Annotated in this window: 19 protein-coding genes; 10 read left to right on the top strand and 9 right to left on the bottom strand. The window is 40.7% G+C overall.

Features of this window, described 5'->3' with window-relative positions; all coding sequences use genetic code 11:
- The first annotated feature begins 183 nt into the window (after positions 1–183).
- The 4 genes from BLU97_RS11045 to BLU97_RS11030 all read left to right on the top strand — a co-directional run bounded on the left by BLU97_RS11045 (position 184) and on the right by BLU97_RS11030 (position 4436).
- Positions 184–1695, top strand: a complete 1512-nt coding sequence (locus BLU97_RS11045) for a phage integrase SAM-like domain-containing protein (RefSeq protein ID WP_074761626.1) — start codon at positions 184–186, stop codon at positions 1693–1695.
- A 350-nt stretch (positions 1696–2045) separates the two neighbouring features.
- Positions 2046–2420: a helix-turn-helix domain-containing protein gene (locus BLU97_RS11040; protein ID WP_081352991.1), complete on the top strand. Its 375-nt coding sequence runs from the start codon at positions 2046–2048 to the stop codon at positions 2418–2420.
- A gap of 1 nt (position 2421) precedes the next feature.
- A complete protein-coding gene (locus tag BLU97_RS11035; RefSeq protein WP_074761625.1) occupies positions 2422–3345 on the top strand; it encodes an AAA family ATPase in 924 nt (307 codons plus the stop codon).
- The gene (locus tag BLU97_RS11030) at positions 3345–4436 is read left to right on the top strand and encodes a DUF6371 domain-containing protein (protein WP_074761624.1); all 1092 of its coding nucleotides are present in this window, start codon (positions 3345–3347) and stop codon (positions 4434–4436) included. Before BLU97_RS11035 ends, BLU97_RS11030 begins: the two co-directional genes overlap by 1 nt.
- Before the next feature lie 18 nt (positions 4437–4454).
- Here the strand turns inward: BLU97_RS11030 and BLU97_RS11025 are convergent, their stop codons facing one another.
- From BLU97_RS11025 to BLU97_RS11000, 5 genes are all read right to left on the bottom strand, one after another.
- Positions 4455–4973 carry a 3'-5' exoribonuclease domain-containing protein gene (locus BLU97_RS11025; RefSeq protein WP_074761826.1) on the bottom strand — a complete coding sequence of 173 codons (519 nt, stop codon included), beginning with the start codon at positions 4971–4973 and terminating at the stop codon, positions 4455–4457.
- Positions 4973–5314 carry an MmcQ/YjbR family DNA-binding protein gene (locus tag BLU97_RS11020; RefSeq protein WP_074761623.1) on the bottom strand — a complete coding sequence of 114 codons (342 nt, stop codon included), beginning with the start codon at positions 5312–5314 and terminating at the stop codon, positions 4973–4975. Before BLU97_RS11020 ends, BLU97_RS11025 begins: the two co-directional genes overlap by 1 nt.
- 3 nt (positions 5315–5317) lie before the next feature.
- Complete coding sequence (locus BLU97_RS15680) at positions 5318–5911, bottom strand: DUF1294 domain-containing protein (RefSeq protein ID WP_081352988.1); 594 nt, start codon at positions 5909–5911, stop codon at positions 5318–5320.
- Between the two features lie 231 nt (positions 5912–6142).
- Positions 6143–6697 (bottom strand): sugar O-acetyltransferase, encoded by a 555-nt coding sequence (locus tag BLU97_RS11005; RefSeq protein WP_074761621.1) that lies wholly within the window; start codon positions 6695–6697, stop codon positions 6143–6145.
- A 12-nt stretch (positions 6698–6709) separates the two neighbouring features.
- Entirely contained in the window at positions 6710–7177 is a 468-nt protein-coding gene (locus BLU97_RS11000) for a PaaI family thioesterase (protein ID WP_074761620.1), read from the bottom strand.
- A gap of 102 nt (positions 7178–7279) precedes the next feature.
- Between BLU97_RS11000 and BLU97_RS10995 the strand changes: the two genes are divergently transcribed.
- Positions 7280–7867 (top strand): flavin reductase family protein, encoded by a 588-nt coding sequence (locus tag BLU97_RS10995; protein ID WP_081352987.1) that lies wholly within the window; start codon positions 7280–7282, stop codon positions 7865–7867.
- A gap of 103 nt (positions 7868–7970) precedes the next feature.
- Here the strand turns inward: BLU97_RS10995 and BLU97_RS10990 are convergent, their stop codons facing one another.
- Positions 7971–8588, bottom strand: coding sequence for a hypothetical protein (locus tag BLU97_RS10990; protein ID WP_074761619.1), 618 nt, complete (start codon positions 8586–8588; stop codon positions 7971–7973).
- Between the two features lie 198 nt (positions 8589–8786).
- On the opposite strand from BLU97_RS10990, the gene BLU97_RS10985 reads away from it, so the two are divergent.
- From BLU97_RS10985 to mobV, 4 genes are all read left to right on the top strand, one after another.
- Positions 8787–9125, top strand: coding sequence for a hypothetical protein (locus tag BLU97_RS10985; RefSeq protein ID WP_074761618.1), 339 nt, complete (start codon positions 8787–8789; stop codon positions 9123–9125).
- Positions 9122–9358, top strand: coding sequence for a hypothetical protein (locus tag BLU97_RS10980; RefSeq protein WP_074761617.1), 237 nt, complete (start codon positions 9122–9124; stop codon positions 9356–9358). Before BLU97_RS10985 ends, BLU97_RS10980 begins: the two co-directional genes overlap by 4 nt.
- A gap of 356 nt (positions 9359–9714) precedes the next feature.
- Complete coding sequence (locus tag BLU97_RS10975; RefSeq protein ID WP_074761616.1) at positions 9715–10122, top strand: hypothetical protein; 408 nt, start codon at positions 9715–9717, stop codon at positions 10120–10122.
- Positions 10123–10410: 288 nt separating this feature from the next.
- Positions 10411–11952 carry a MobV family relaxase gene (mobV, locus tag BLU97_RS10965; protein ID WP_074761614.1) on the top strand — a complete coding sequence of 514 codons (1542 nt, stop codon included), beginning with the start codon at positions 10411–10413 and terminating at the stop codon, positions 11950–11952.
- Positions 11953–12016: 64 nt separating this feature from the next.
- Here mobV and BLU97_RS10960 read toward each other — a convergent pair whose 3' ends face one another.
- Together BLU97_RS10960 and BLU97_RS16080 are read right to left on the bottom strand one after the other, a co-directional pair.
- Positions 12017–12223, bottom strand: a complete 207-nt coding sequence (locus BLU97_RS10960) for a DUF1896 family protein (RefSeq protein WP_074761613.1) — start codon at positions 12221–12223, stop codon at positions 12017–12019.
- An 18-nt stretch (positions 12224–12241) separates the two neighbouring features.
- Positions 12242–12397, bottom strand: coding sequence for a hypothetical protein (locus tag BLU97_RS16080; protein WP_175456367.1), 156 nt, complete (start codon positions 12395–12397; stop codon positions 12242–12244).
- Positions 12398–12796: 399 nt separating this feature from the next.
- On the opposite strand from BLU97_RS16080, the gene BLU97_RS10955 reads away from it, so the two are divergent.
- Positions 12797–14161 (top strand): ATP-binding protein, encoded by a 1365-nt coding sequence (locus tag BLU97_RS10955; RefSeq protein ID WP_074761612.1) that lies wholly within the window; start codon positions 12797–12799, stop codon positions 14159–14161.
- A 144-nt stretch (positions 14162–14305) separates the two neighbouring features.
- Here the strand turns inward: BLU97_RS10955 and BLU97_RS10950 are convergent, their stop codons facing one another.
- Positions 14306–16039: an ATP-binding protein gene (locus BLU97_RS10950; protein ID WP_081352986.1), complete on the bottom strand. Its 1734-nt coding sequence runs from the start codon at positions 16037–16039 to the stop codon at positions 14306–14308.
- Positions 16040–16045: the final 6 nt, after the last annotated feature.

The following is a 16045-nucleotide window of genomic DNA, read 5'->3' as shown; positions in this document are numbered from 1 at the left end:
ATAATTTTCAAAACATTGCAAATAGCTGAAAAGCAATGTGTTATAATAAAAATTAATCTATATTTCTATTTCTTAATATTTCAAAAATGTTCATAATGTACACCCAAAGTACACCCAACTTTTAGAAAAGATTATATACCTTTGCTGCCAGTTTTTTTTGTTTAATTTTTAAATAATTGTATTATGGCAGAATATTTCGTTAGATCTAAAGTTAACACGGGAAAGGCTCCGCTTTATACGAGAGTCTGTAAGCGTAACCCCAAAATTGTTTGGAACCACATCCGAACTGGTATTTATGTTGATATTGAGTCGTGGGAGAAAGCGCATAAATCAATATCAGCATGGAATAAGTATGTTCAAGGTGAGGGTAAAGAGATTAATGAGAAGCTTAATAAGGTGTCGCAAACCATAGACTTGCTATTTGCAGAAGGTAAGATTATGTGTAATGCTGACAAACCTGTGCTTGAAAATGCATTGTTACTAATTGCAAACAATGAGGCAATAAGAGAAAGGGAAGAAATGGAAGAGCGCGAAAAACGCCTAAAAGAACTTGCTGAACAGAAGAGAATTCAGGAGAAAAAGTATATCTGGAACTTCTATGAGTACTTCCTAAATGGTATTACGGACAAAAGCATACGTCATGGTAGTGGTAATGTGTATAAACCAGAAACTGTAAGGATATGGAGAGATTTTGGAACCCATCTTCATGCTTATTGTCCCATGGATATGTCATTTGATGATATTTCCCAACCATTTGCAGATAAGTTTAGACTGTATTTGGAAAATATCCCTGTTATGGAAACTACAATCAATAAATATGTTGGTTGTTTCAGAAAGCTGTGTAGGTATGCAACCATAGAAAGGGTAAATACAAATGCTGTAAGTCTTATGGTTTGGAAAGAGAAGACTGTCCACAAGAAAGATAAACGAGCAGCTATATATCTGACCACTGATGAATTGGATGCATTGTATAATATGAAGTTGAGCGGTACTGATGAAGAAGTTCGCGATGTATTCTATTTGGGAATTCTCAGTGCCCAAAGAGTATCTGATTATTCTACTCTGGATGAGAGTAACTTCACAACAACTGCAAAAGGTACTGATATCATATCATTAGATCAAATTAAGACCGATAATGGGGTTAAGGTTCCTTTCCTGAATAAGAAGCGTATTCTTGAGCTAATTCGTAAGTATGACTTTGATTTCCCTGATGTAAAGCCTCGTGATTTTAACAGAAGAATCAAAAGAATATTGGAAAAGCTTGCAGAATCAGTGCCATCTTTGCTTGAAGAATATCCTACGAAGTTGACGAGTGCAGAACTAAGGAGGGAAAAAAGCTATTTGAAAATGTGTAAAATGGTTGCTGATGGCGAAAAACTCAGTCCGGATAAGCGTAAGCAGTTTAGAGAGTCACAAAAATATGCAGAAGAGCATAATGGCTCTCCATTATTCAAACGCGATAAGAACGGGACGGTTTGGAAACGGAAATTTGAGATTGTTAGTAGCCATACTGCTCGTCGCTCTACAATCACTAATCTATATAAATTAGGTGTATTTGATACCCGTGAAATGATGGCTATTAGTGGTCATAGAACTGAAAGGAATTTTGAGTGTTATATTGAGACATCAGAAGATGAAATGGCTGATCGTATTGCAAAAAAATTGGAAGCGTTACAATTTGATATGATAGGTTGACAAATTGAAAACATTAAGCGCATTTCAACTATCAACGCAAAATGATTTGGTTGGTACAACACCTATTATTATATAAGTAATGTATGAAGGGGACCATTTAATATGGTTCCTTTTTTCTGTTATTTGGGAGTAACATGAAAGACTCTAAGCAAGCATTTATTTTACAGCAAAATGGCGTAAAAAGTCTTGTTTAAGCCATAACAAGACTTTTAGAGGGGTTCAAAAGTCTTGTTATAGTTAAAACGAGACTTTTGTTGGGAAATGTTTTGGTGGTTATGAAACGTTGATATAATTTTGCAGACCGAAATCCGAGAGCTCAAAGGATTATTGTTAAACCAAATAATATAAAAATGACTTATAAGAATTATGAGCATTCAATGCTCACTGATATTATAAAAACAGCGGTCGGAAGTTCTATCGACGAAAAGCTATCTGACGCTGTGTTGAAGCAGAAACTCAGAGAGGTCTGCTATGAAGTGATTAATCAATTCGTCGATGTGAGATTAGCCAATAATGTGAAGGGGCAGAATCCTGATGCAGAAGGATATCTCGATAGCGTTGAACTATGCGATATGCTGCATATCTCTATGACGAGTTTATGGCGCCGAGAGAATGATGGCGTATTGAAATGTCATCACATTGGTGGTAAAAAGCTCTATTCTAAGCAGGATGTTCAGAAGTTGGTTGAATCAGGCAAACTTGCCAAATTTAGTAGGAGGAAGTAATATGTTGAAGAATTATATTACAGGAGAAACCCTGCTGAATAAGGGTGTCAGTGAAGTTCCTACTTTATTGGAGCCACTATTGCCAAAATCTGGTCTCGTTTGCATTGCTGGTAGTTCTGATACGGGCAAGTCTGCTTTCCTTCGTCAACTGGCGATGGCTGTCTCTGCAGGATTGGACTCTTTCCTTGGAATGAGTCTCCATACAGAGCACCGGAGCGCAATCTATGTCTCCACAGAGGACGACGAGACTGCCAGTGCCTATTTGGTTGGACGGCAAAATGGCGATTTGCAACTTGAGGCACAATCCCTAAGGGGGCTTCGTTTCATCTTTGATAGTGAGGACGTTATTGCGGATCTTGACAAATGTTTAGCGGATCAACCAGCAGATTTAGTTGTGGTAGACTGTTTCTCAGACTTGTACACTGGCAGTATGAACGAAGGTAATCAGGTTCGTCAATTCTTGGTAAAATACTCATTATTGGCCTGCAAGCACAAATGTCTTATTATGTTCTTGCACCACTGTGGCAAGCGTACAGAAATGTTTGCACCGTCAAAACATAACCTGCTTGGTAGTCAGGCATTTGAAGCAAAAATGCGCTTGGTGCTTGAATTGCGTACTGACTTGAGGGATGTGAATTATAAACATCTTTGCTGTGTGAAAGGTAATTATTTGTCGGCTGACTACAAGTCTGAATCCATCAAGCTGATGTTTTCTGAACACCTCACCTTTGCAGAAACTGGCGAACGAGTGCCGTTTGAGGAGCTTGTGCCAGTTGATACAGAACGAGAGGCCAAATATAAATTGGCTAAGCAATTGAAGGAAGAAGGCTTGACTTATGAACAGATTGCCAAGCAACTTGGTTACACAGATAAATCGAGTGTGACAAAACTAATTCAAAGATTTGAAAAGAAGAAATGTGTGTAATGGACAAGTTTGATTATCAAGCTTTGGTTAACGAGGTCGTGTTTCGAAATATCAATATGTTTGATAATTTTGACAACTGGACGAAAGGAGCGTTCGCCCTCTCCACTCTTGGAGAGGATGGACGCCCCCTGTTCAAAAGTATCTCGAAACTAAGCAGTAAATACAATGAGGCAGAAAATAACCGGAAGTTCTCCAACGCATTACACACAGGTAAAACAGTTGGTCTGGCTTCTTTTATATATATGTGCCGAGAATATGGAATTGATACAAATAGATTCTACGTAAAGGATGGAGTTGAATGTGCTCAACCTGTTGCGAACATTGCTACCCCAAAAACAAAGAAAGAGTCTTATGTAAATATCCCATATGAGTATGTAAAGCGAAGCCTTGATAGATATTGTTGTTCTGATTTTGTGTCTTTTCTAAAGCGAGTAGTTGCCAATGATGATGCAATTGTTGAAATTGTCAATACGTATCAGTTGGGTATAACAAGGGCTGGACACATTATATATTGGTATGTGGATGAGGGGAATATAGTAAGAATGGGGAAGGTGATGTCCTATAATTCTGACGGTAGGCGAGACAAATCTTCAACGCCTTTGAGTATTCCTAAAGAATTGGCAAAAAGAGGAAAGTTGCCCACTTACTATGTTCTGAGAAAAACGCTCTTTGGTGAGCATTTGCTTCGTAATCCTCAAAATGCCAATAAGACAATATGCATAGTCGAAAGCGAAAAGACAGTTGTAGTTTGTTCGTTATGCTTTCAGAGTGTTCTGTGGATGGCAACAGGTTCGAAGGGTAACCTACAGGACGAACGATTGAGTGCAGTGAAGAATAGTAAGGTGCTGCTTTTCCCCGACACTGATGTTGATGGTCAAACATACAGGCAATGGTGGAAGCGGGCCAGAGAACTAAATGCAGCAGGTTGGAATATCCAAGTAAGTGATTATCTGGAATTGTTTGCCACAGCAGAAGAGCGAATGGCCAAAATCGATATTGCAGACTTGATACTTGATGACCTGGCCCAGCATAAAAACAGACACATAGAGGCTATAGCAGATATGTTGCAGGGTAAGTTGTGTGGTTCGTAACTTTACACTGAACCCTAATCACAGGATATATAGTGCTATAGCAGCGCAAGCTTCGGCATCTGCCAGTGCGTGGTGGTGGTTCTGCAGGTCGTAGCCACAGGCGGCTGCAACGGTGTGGAGCTGGTGATTGGGTAGCGAATAACCGAATTGTCTGCGGGCTGCTGTGAGGGTGTCGTAGAAACGATAGTCAGGATAGTCCATCTGATAGACTTTGAAAACTGCTTTCAGACATCCTTCGTCAAAGCGGGCATTGTGAGCCACGAAGGGTAGGGTAGCAATTGGACATGAGTAGACTTCTGCAATCCGCTCCTCCAATTGTTGCCATACTTTTGAGAATACGGGTGCATCATCTGTATCTTGCTGGCTCAGCCCATGAACTCGTTGGCACCAATAATTATAGTAGTTGGGCTCGGGCTGGATTAGACTATAAAAACTGTCAACCACTTGCCCGCCACGTACCATAACCACTCCAACTGAGCAGACACTTGACGGCTCCCGATTGGCTGTCTCGAAATCGATAGCAATAAAATCCCGGATCATTTCGTATATTTCTCCTTTACTATCTCATATGAGTTTCGTGTCAGTTCCTGTAGCAAATCATTTGGTGCAGTACTGGGATTAATGCCAATCCAATGCTTGGGTGATTCATTGTATGGATTGCCAATACAGTCATACTGTGCTTTCAAGTCTTCAATGCGCTCCGGTTGGCATTTCATTGAAATAACGGAGAAGTCATTGCAGTCGAAGAATGAGAACATATGCCCCATGACGTAGAATACCAATACTCCTTCGCCGCTTTTGAACTTCTGGAACGGCAGTTTCTCTTCCACGTCAGCGCCTAATGACAGGCAGAATTCACGATAGTCTTCTATATTCATTGATTATTGGATTTCTATTCTTGGTTTGACGGGATCCGTAAGTCGGATGATATGGTCATACTCGACAGTAGTTACACCTTTCACTTCTTTGAAATATTGCATGGTTTCTTCGAGTGTTTTATTCTTAGGTTTCTCTATTGCCATCCCGTTTATGATTTTATAGTCGTATTTAATGTCGGCTCCATATTCTTTGATGGCTTCGAGTAGGTATTGCTTTCCAATTTCTGCATCGTACATCACTAAGAATACATTTGGTGAATGATCCTGAATTGGCTGGCGTTTATGAATTGGTGTCTGATTTGCAGACTCGATTGTTGTTACCTGCTTTTTCGTAGCACATGCGGTTAGGAAGAGCATAGCAATCTGTGCAATTAAGATTAATGGTATACCATACTTGAACTTCTTGTGCATTGTCTTATGTCGCCAGACTTTCATGCCAAGCCAGGCGCCGATGCTACCTCCGATAACGGCCAACAATAGCAACGTGGTCTCAGAAATGCGCCAACTCCCTTGCTTTGCTTTCCACTTGTCTATGCCAAAAACGAAGAAGGTCACTACGTTTATGCCTACAAAATAATATAACAACGTTTCAGTCATTACTTTTGTCTTTTGTATATCTGTAAACAGCCAATGTTGGTAGGATAATCAATAGCAGTAATGCAACCTCTACAAATGCATACGACCCACAATAATCAACCAGTGATTGGAACTTCAGGACTCCATCCACCAGCACGACCCAAAGGGCGAACCAGCAGAGAAAGAATATTGCAGAATACTTGATCTTCCGTTTCTTCATTGTTACTGTATTTTGGGGGGACTTGCTTTGTTCTAACTTTTTATCACTTTACACGGGTTGCCAACCGCAATGGAATTCGAGGGAATATCTTTTGTCACTACGCTTCCTGCGCCGATGGTTACGTTATCGCCAATGGTTACACCTGGTAGTATGGTGACACTGCCGCCAATCCAAACGTTATTGCCGATGCTTACAGGTTCTGCCCATTCTCTGCGGCTGTTGCGTTCCACAGGATCTGTGCTGTGGCAAGCTGTGTAGATGCTGACATTCGGACCTATAAAACAGTCGTCGCCAATGGTGACTGGTGCTTCGTCAAGTACTGTGAAGTTGAAGTTAGCAAAGAACCGTTTGCCTACACTAATCTGCTTGCCGTAATCGCAGTAGAAGGGTTGGATAATTAATATCTCATCGTCGGCGATGTGTCCCAATAGACCTCTCAGAATCTCCCTTGCTTTTTGTTTCTCCGACGGGCGCAGCAGATTATAGTCGTGAATTATCTCCTTCACTTCCGTCAGTTCTTCAATCAGTTGCGGGTCAACAGCGGAATACACCTCGCCTGCCAACATCTTTTCTTTCTCAGTCTTCATAAATACTCATATTTATTTTTCTACCTCACAATGCAGGAATCCCATTTCTTTAGCCTTTTCCTCGTTCATCAGGAAGTAGATGGCCTCGCCCTCGTTGCAGAGTTCACCTTTCGAGTTCGTTATTTCTGCGCTGATATAGGCAAGATTCCTTACTTGTTTTGTTACTTTAGCACGTATGGTCAACTCTGGTTCAGTCGTAGGAATTGCCTTGCGAAACTTTACATTCAACTGAACGGTATAGCCGCTGGTCTGGAGCTTTCGAGTTACCACCCATCCGCATACTTCGTCTATCAGCGTACTCAGAATACCGCCGTGCATGGTATCTACCCAGCCCTGATAATTGTGCTCAGGATGCCAGGTGCTCACGATATAGTCACCATCCTCGTAGAACTCCATGTGGAGTCCAATAGGATTGTCTGGACTGCAACCGAAACAATTATACCCCTCATGGTTGCGCCAAGGGTTTATTATTTTCTTCATATAATTTGGTCTGTCATTTCACAAAACATATTAAAAGCTACGGCAAAGATAGTTATTTTCAGGATTAAATTCGTATTTTTGCCCTCACAATTAGGATAGTTTATGAAGAAAAGCACTATTATCTCAGCATTTACAGCCATTTTGATGATGGCAGTGACTCCTGCATTTGCACAGGAAGAGCATGGCTTCAAGAAATTCAACGTGAGGGAGGACTTCACGGAGAACGGTTTCCAATGGTTCCACGACGCTGAACTACTTGCAGCAGGCGACAAGGAGAAAAGCAATGCCATGACCATCGGGTGGGGTGGCATCGGTACACTTTGGGGGCGTACAGCCCTAACTGTCTATGTAGCCGAGAAACGCTACACCAAGGAGTTTATGGACAAGGCTGAATACTTTACCGTGATGGCCTTCGATGTAGAGCAAAGTAAGGTTTTGAACTACATGGGTACTAAGAGTGGCCGCGACGGTGACAAGGCTCAGGCTCTTGGGCTTCATACGGCCTATACTGCCAACGGAACGCCTTACTATACTGAGGCTGCAATGGTGATAGAATGCAAAATCATGTATGCTGCCCCCTTTGACCCTCAGTATTTCAAGAGTGATGTGCCCAAGAAAATGTATGCAAACTTTCCTGCAGGCATCCACTCCATGTATATCGGTGAAGTTGTAAATGCATGGAAGAAATAAGGCGAGTTATCTCGAACATGTCAATCCATAAACAAAACGAGAAACCTCATTTCTGAGATTTCTCGCAAGTCCTCTTTCGAGGCATATAGAGAGTTTCCGGAAATTATCTACGTCCGCTAAAGTGACCACCGTTTCCGCGATTGGTGTTCATAGCCATGTGACGGTCAGAACCACGACGGTCGTTATGTGCCATATCGCGCTTCTCGTTGTGCGGAGCCGGTGCTGGTGCCTTATGATGCACGGCAGGTGCAGGATGATGCACAGCTGGCTTTGACATGTGACGTTCAGCGTAGAAGCGATCGTGCTTGTGGTTATTGCCGCCCCTGTAGGTAACGAATACCTTGGGGTGTGCGTTGTAGAAATGACCTCTGTTATAGTGAGAGTATACTGCGAATGTCCAGCCGCCAGCCTTCCAAGCTACAGGACGATAGAAGTGAGCCAGGCTCATATACTTGTCGAACTGCCAGCTGTTAAGCACGAAGCGGAGGTCAGCGTTGCGGCGATCCCACCAGATTCCGAAGACATCACTGTGTCCGTTCAGGCTCATTAAGTAATCGAGATTGATCTCGTAGACAGCCTCATACTGTGCAGCAGTGAGGTTTAGCTCGTAAGCCATCTTGTCGCTCAGGAACAGAGCCTCGTGCTTTGCTGCGTTATAGCTCATTGCGTTGGCCGAGATAGTCATGACCATCATCATTGCCAGTATCATCATCTTCTTCATATCGTTATCTCCTATACTTTAGAGTTTGACATTTTGTTTCTTGTTCACGGTGCAAAGTACGGCATTTTTCTCGGTATTTACAAAGGAAAAATCATAATATGGAGGGGGATTTTCCCGAAAAGATAATAGGGAAAACTCCCAATATCATTTTTTATTCGTACCTTTGCACCCACGATTATAATACATAAAGATAGTAACATGACTCTACGCGAACTTGTTCTTTCTGTTGATCCTGAACAATACAACGATTCTGCGTTGTACCAGGAACTGCGTAAGATTAAGCCTGAGTATGGTTCAAATAGGCATATTCAGGTAAAGTTGGTAAATGGTAAGGTTGCCATTACCAATGTTCACGTCGGTTCATTGGGCGACATCGTTACGTACCCTATTGATATTGATTCTGATTTGAATATCTCAAAGGTGCAGCTTCTGGATGCCATTCTTCATGAATTGTCGAATGACGGTTTCAGCGACTCAGACGAGTCTGCCTTTTGGGATGACTTTGATAATCTTCAAAAAGCCAAAATAATTCGATGAAAGATTTTGACTTTATATGGCGTGCTCAGGATGAAATAAGAACAGTCGTCAATGCGTTCTTAGGTGAGTGTATATGGAATCTGAGTTTTAATGAAAATAGGTCGGCAATAGAGCTTGAATTGACTATAGCTCTTGATGATGATGTCGTTAGTGAACTGTGCTGCCAATTCTCAATTGCTGCCGATTATGATGGGGTTGGAGACGTTGGTACAAAAATCGTTTTTTATATTTGACTTATAAGGATTGAATGTCTCCTTGAAAGGACTTCTGCTGATGTACTTTCTTTGTCGTTTTAATAGCTGAGAAAACTCACTCAACATATAGTAATCATATTATGTGCTGGTGATTTATGTAAACTGAAATCTAATGTCTATTCCCATATTCATTCTACTTCAAAAGTCTCGTTATAGTTAAAACAAGACTTTAGTTCTTATACTTTTCTTTTTTGTCGAACTTTATTCCTAATTTTGCCCTCCAAACGCCACGAGACTACACTGTCGTTGCGATATTCTTGCTTAAATTTTATGGCGGCATTTAGGGTCAAGTGGAGTGTGATTATTTAAGTGTGTAATGTAAAAAATAATTTTCTATGTTGAAGACAAAAAATGAAATTCTGACACAAAAAAAAATGATGGTTGTTCCAACCAACATACTTCTTTGGGACTATTTGTTGAAGGGGAATAAGCTGGCCCCAAAGTTCACGCGCTGTGAAGCCTTTTATGATCTTATAAAAAGGCAAACTACCATCATGAATCAAACGGATGAACTTTATATAAATGGAAGTATTCGTGAGTTAGCAATGGCTTGGCGATGGGATCGTGAAACTGTTTCTCGATTCCTCTCTCAACTTACTGAGTTTGGCCTTCTTATGGTTGGCCAGAATGAATACAGAGCATCTTATACTCTAAAGTGCTCTGTCGAGACTTTGAATACGTTAAACGAATCTTCTCATCCTTCGGCTTGCCTGCCCCTATCGGACCGGCCCAGCGGATTATAATTTTCTTTGTTATGACAAAGCAATGTAATCCTGTGGTTATTGTATATGTAACGCTTGTAGTCAGCTTTTTCCTCTTACAGAACTATTATAGAGTAAAAGCATATTTCAAAGCGCTTGCGCTTGAGGTGCGGCATAATGCCGCCATAGTGGTAGCCTATTACCCCCCTTACGACATAAATGCCGCAGAGAGGGAAACCACACTTAAACAAGCAAGCTTGGTGGTTTCATAGGCTCAGGGTTTCACCCTAAGAATCCGTCTTTATTTATTCACTAATAATATTTTATTCTATGGAAAAAAATCAAAAACAAGCAATTAACTTACTTGCAGGAAAACGTATGGCTGTTGCACTCTCAAATGAGAACCTTCGTATCGGCGCATCTACGGCATGGTCAGCGAAGGTCGCAGGAACTCTTGATGAGTCGCGTATTCATCTTGATTTTGAGGTCGGAAAGGGAGGTGTGATTAAAGAGATAGATAGAAAGGTTTCTATTCCTAAGCGAATTAAAGCCATACTCCAATCTTATAATATTGAAGATCCTAATAAAGGTTTGTCGAATGATATCTTGATGCAAAAAGGAAAGGGGATTCGAACTTATGCGAGTTTGATACTTCATGGATCTCACGATACGATGACAAAACTTGCTTTCGGAAACCAGCAAATATCTTTTGAACCTAATGCTGATAATTCCCACCTGCAGCGTCAGGAAGATATTGAAAAGTGGGCAAAGGATATGTATAAATTTATTGCAGACAAATACGGGGAGAGTCATATTGCGGCATTTATTGTTCATTTAGATGAGACAACACCTCATGCACACTGTGTCGTAGTGCCAATTTCGAAGAGAGGAAAACTGTCCTATAAAGAGGTCTTTGTTGGCAAGAGTAAATATGAGTACTCTCAACGAACCAAAGAACTTTGGGACGAGGCTTCAAAGATTAGCGAGAAATATGGTTTGGCCCGAGGTGATGATATGCTTATGACTGGTGCACGACATAAATCTTATCTCCAGTGGATGCGTGAAATGATAGTCAAAAACGGAAGTATCCTTGAAGAAATAGATAAAGCTATTTCTGATAAAAATGATATCATTGCCCAACAAAAACAGCAAATCAATGGCTTCAATGATGAGAAAAAAAAGGCCGAGAAGAAGATGAAGAGTTTTATAACGATGATTAATAATATGGAAGCCGCAAAGGAGACTCTCGAAGCACAGGTTGCTGCTCTTGATTGCGAATATGATGAGGGGAATGAGAGATATGAAAAGAAACAGCAGGAATTAAGTGACAAAATAGCAGAACTTGAAGAAAAATTATCTGACAAAAGAAAAATGCTTGAAGATGTTGCTGAACAACTCGAAAAACTTGGTCTAAGGATGGTTAAAGTTCAGAGTGAATATGACGATTTGAGGCGAGAAATAAACAAGGAAAAAGATGTCTATTATGAGAAGGTACAGAGAAACATTAATGGTACCCTCTGGCGTGAGGTTGCTTATAATTGTAAACAGTTATCTCCTAAATGGAATAGGTTGGTTGATAGCTTAACACCAACTCAAAGAGAACTCTATGAAAACGTGAAAGGAATTTCTTGGATTGAAGACATGTCTGAAAGGGCTGATGAAATCTCATGTGTGGCCTGTGCGCTTTATCTCGGTTTCTTGGATCAGGCAACGTCATTTGCCCGTGATAATGGTGGCGGTGGTTGTAGCCCTGATTCTGATTGGGGCCGCCGAAAAGATGAGGATGATTTGGAGTTTATGCACCGGTGCTGCATCATGGGCAGAAAGATGATGCGTCCATCGATGTCTCCCCGTAGGGGCTTTAGACGATAATAGAATTGTAGGGTGATCACCTTTCATGGGATTGGTGAATTACCCTACAATCTTTAGTGACTTATCATTCAAATCCTTCCATTAGTACATGCATTGCCACTTCACGTGCCTGATTGGGAGTAAGGCCACTACGAAAAGCCTTTTCGTAGGCATCCTCGGCTGCAGCTCCACGATTGTTGATGAAATCGGCATTATCTGCTTTTGGATTATCGTTATCAATGAGATACTTCTTTAGGTAAAGTCTGGTGTACTGAAATTCAATTTTACTCATAAAAACTTCCTTTTTTAACTAAATGTGTTGACCATGGTCGTGAAACCAGGCATTATCGAGCCAAGAATTATCCTTCTTGTATCGGCGGTACGACTTCTTCTTCTTACGACACGGCTTCTTGTCGTGGTCATCGAAGATAGCACATAGAATCATCATGAAAATAATAAAAGTCATATTGTTGAATTTTTAAGTTAATCCGAATTCATTTTTATTCTCGTCGGCAAAGATAATGCATAAATAAATATCATCAAAATTTGAGCCTCAGGATTTTAACACTCTTTCTTTGATTTATAGAAAATAAATTTTCTTTATCTAAACATAATACAGACCCACATTTAACAATTTTGTTGTTTATTAACTTGGCGTGACCTGATTTTGACGGTATATAGTCTGAAATTTGACTGCGAAACAGTTTTTTTTCGCATTTTTTTTGTGATTTGTTTGGCGGTTTTAATTGAAAAGTGTATTTTTGCAGTACGAAATATTATTGAAAAGTGTAGTTTTTGGATATTAAAACTCATTGAAAAGTGTAGTTTTTGGCCGTCAAAACTTATTGAAAAGTGTAAATACGTCATGCTGTATAGAAAGATTACATCATACATCGAAGACTATTTGAAGTCTGATAATGACAAGATCCTGATACTGGAGGGAGCTCGTCAGATAGGTAAGTCATTCAGTATTCGCGAGGTGGGTACACGCCTGTATACCAATTTCGTAGAAATTAACTTTGTGGAGGACGATGAGGGTGAACAGTTGTTCAAGAATATCCACAAGAAGGAGGATTTCTATCTGACCCTTAGCATGGTCGCTGGCGACAAGCTTAACAATCGTGATGATACTTTGGTGTTTCTCGACGAGGTTCAGCATTATCCCCAATACCTCACAATGCTAAAGTTTTTACGTGAGGATAAACGCTATCGTTATATTGCCAGTGGTAGTCTGTTAGGTATCACCCTGCAAGATACAACCTCCATTCCTGTAGGGAGTATTACCGTAAAGGAAATGTACCAACTCGATTTTGAGGAATTCTTGATTGCTAATGGCTTTGGTACAGAGGCTATTGCTATGTTGCGGCAGGCTTACGAGAATCGACAGAGTCTTTCTGAGGAACATCATAACCATGTGCTTGATTTGTTCCGCCGTTATCTCCTGGTAGGCGGACTGCCCGATGCTGTCAATACTTACCTTGATACACACAATATTGTGAAAGTTCGTGAGGTACAAGATAGCATCCGAAGTCTTTATGCCAGCGACGCTTCTAAGTATGAGATGGAGCATAACAAGAAACTGCTTATACGCCGTATCTATGAGATGATTCCCTCGCAGATGGAGAATAAGAAGAAACGCGTGGTGGCTCAGGATATACGTGGGAAAAAGGGCGATCGTTTCGATCAGTATAAGGAAGAGTTCGAGTATCTTATCTCTTCCGGCATATCTTTGGCTGTTAATGCTATATCCAATCCTCATTTCCCATTGAGCGAGTCTCTACAGAAGAATCTGCTGAAGCTCTATCTGAATGATGTGGGTTTACTTACAGGAGTGCTTTATCGAAACAATATCCGTCCTGTGCTTGACGATATCTGCAGTATCAATCTTGGTTCTGTCTATGAAAGTGTCGTTGCTCAGGAACTGCGTGCACATGGTCATAAGCTTTTCTACTACGACAACCGCAAGCAGGGTGAGGTAGATTATTTGGTTGACAACTACCAGACGATGAGTGCTCATCCGATAGAGGTTAAGTCGGGTAAGGATTATACGGTACATAGTGCTCTCAATAACCTCCTTAATGTTCCTGAGTACAATGTACTTGCTGCGACTGTCATTTCTAATGAGCGTGAAGTATATCAAGACGGTAAGATTACTTATATGCCTGTATATTTCGTAATGTTTATGGAAGCTGATATGCCACAGACTGATGAATCAGAATATATTTTCTAAAGTTTGGATATCTTATTAACTTGTGATATATTTTAGGGATCATGGCTTTGATAATCCGTTTACCATCCCTGATGATAAATAACATATTAAGGGCTTCTATCTCAATATGCAGATAGAAGCCCTTTTGTAACACGATTATCCTCATTATACAAAACCTATACGAGCACAGCCTTTCTTCACAATCTTCTCCTCATGACAGTACTGCATAATCTTTTCGTCAGTTATGTAGTCCTCACCATAGAGGATGCTTTCGATGTCGCACTTGCGTGTGATGTTTTCTATCTGACCACCGCTGAAGTCAAAAGATGAAGCAAGTTTTTCTGCAGTATTAGCTGAAAGACGTGGCATCATTGATTGCCATATTTTTGTACGTTGAGCCAATTCTGGCTTTTCAAACTTTACTTTGTAGAGGAAACGACGCTCAAAAGCAGAATCCATATTCTGTACAAGGTTCGTTGTAGCAATCATAATGCCCTCCAATGATTCCATCTCCTGCAGGATGATGTTTTGGATAGAATTCTCCATTTTGTCAACCGAACGCTCTGCACCCTCCTTACGCTTACCAATGATTGCATCGGCCTCATTGAAGAGAAGGATAGGGATGTGCTTTGAGTGTTTGGCTACTGCACGATAACGATCAAAGATTGCTTTGATGTTTTTCTCGCTTTCGCCAACCCACATACTTTTCACCTCAGAGATATTCACTTGCATGATGTCACGATTAGTTCTTCTTGCTATCTGTAACACACTTTCTGTCTTTCCAGTACCAGGTTCACCGTAGAACAGACATGCGAAACCTTGGCGCAGTCCACGCTCCTTAAGCCGGTTGCAGATTCCGAGATATTTCTCTTCGCTTAGTAATTCTGTGAGACTCTCGAGTTGTCGCTGTACATCATTAGCGAAAAACAACTGCTTTATAGCTATCTCGTTACTCTGCATCACATCACATCCCTTGTTTTCCGTGGGTTTGATGTTATAATCCTTTAGAAGAAACTCGCATGCTTTAGCTGTTAGCTGATACTCATCCTTGTCCTTAAAACCTTCAGAAAATGCGTTCTCTACCCATCCTTCTCGAATCAGGAAATGTTTTCCCTCAGACATCATTCGATCAAAATCATACTTTTGATGTTGTGCGTCGAAGAGAAAAACCAGATGATTCATGGGAATGCTTGTTGTTCCTGTCAGCACCAAATGACGGCACATATGGGTAATGACCGCACGACTGATTTCTGACATCTCAATGCAACAAAGTGATTTAACATATGACAATTCAGGATTCTCATCCATCAGTCGTTTAATCTCTTCCAACATCAATTCCGTCGAAAGTTCCTCTTCATAACGAAGATGAGTAATGTCATAGAAATGCTGGAAGAATTGAATTTCTGTCGCACCCTTATACGATTTACGCTGAAATGGCTGATTGTTAGATAGACTTTCCAGTAGTGTAGAAGCCACGGCATAATCATAGTCACCATTCATATTGTTTTTAATCATACGGATGATTCCCATCCTAACAAGGCTATCTACTTCGCCCTTGTATTGCAACACTTGTACGTTGTTACAATCGAGATAGCGGGCAATGTCGGAAAAGTCTGCTTTATTGCCAGACGCGCTCGACTCTATAAATATTGATAATAGAACAGCTTGCATCTTTGAGATACCCTGTCGCTCAGAAAGGTAGGTTATAAATCTATCTGCCTGTTCAAAGAACAAAGTGCTTAGTTTAGAATCCTCTGCCAAAGTCACAATGCTGTTGATGGCAGACAACATTGTTAGTTCTTGTCCGTCATCTATGAAGTCTGGCTGCAATTCCATCTCAGTTTGTTCCTGTATCTTCAGCCTACGAAGTGGCTTCCTCATTTTCTTTCCTATAGTCATAATAGC

The sequence above is a fragment of the Xylanibacter ruminicola genome (genome assembly GCF_900107775.1).
In the GTDB taxonomy this organism is placed as follows: Bacteria; Bacteroidota; Bacteroidia; order Bacteroidales; family Bacteroidaceae; genus Prevotella; species Prevotella ruminicola_C.
Note: the sequence above shows the minus strand (reverse complement) of the source record. Positions and strands in the feature narration are given on the sequence as shown.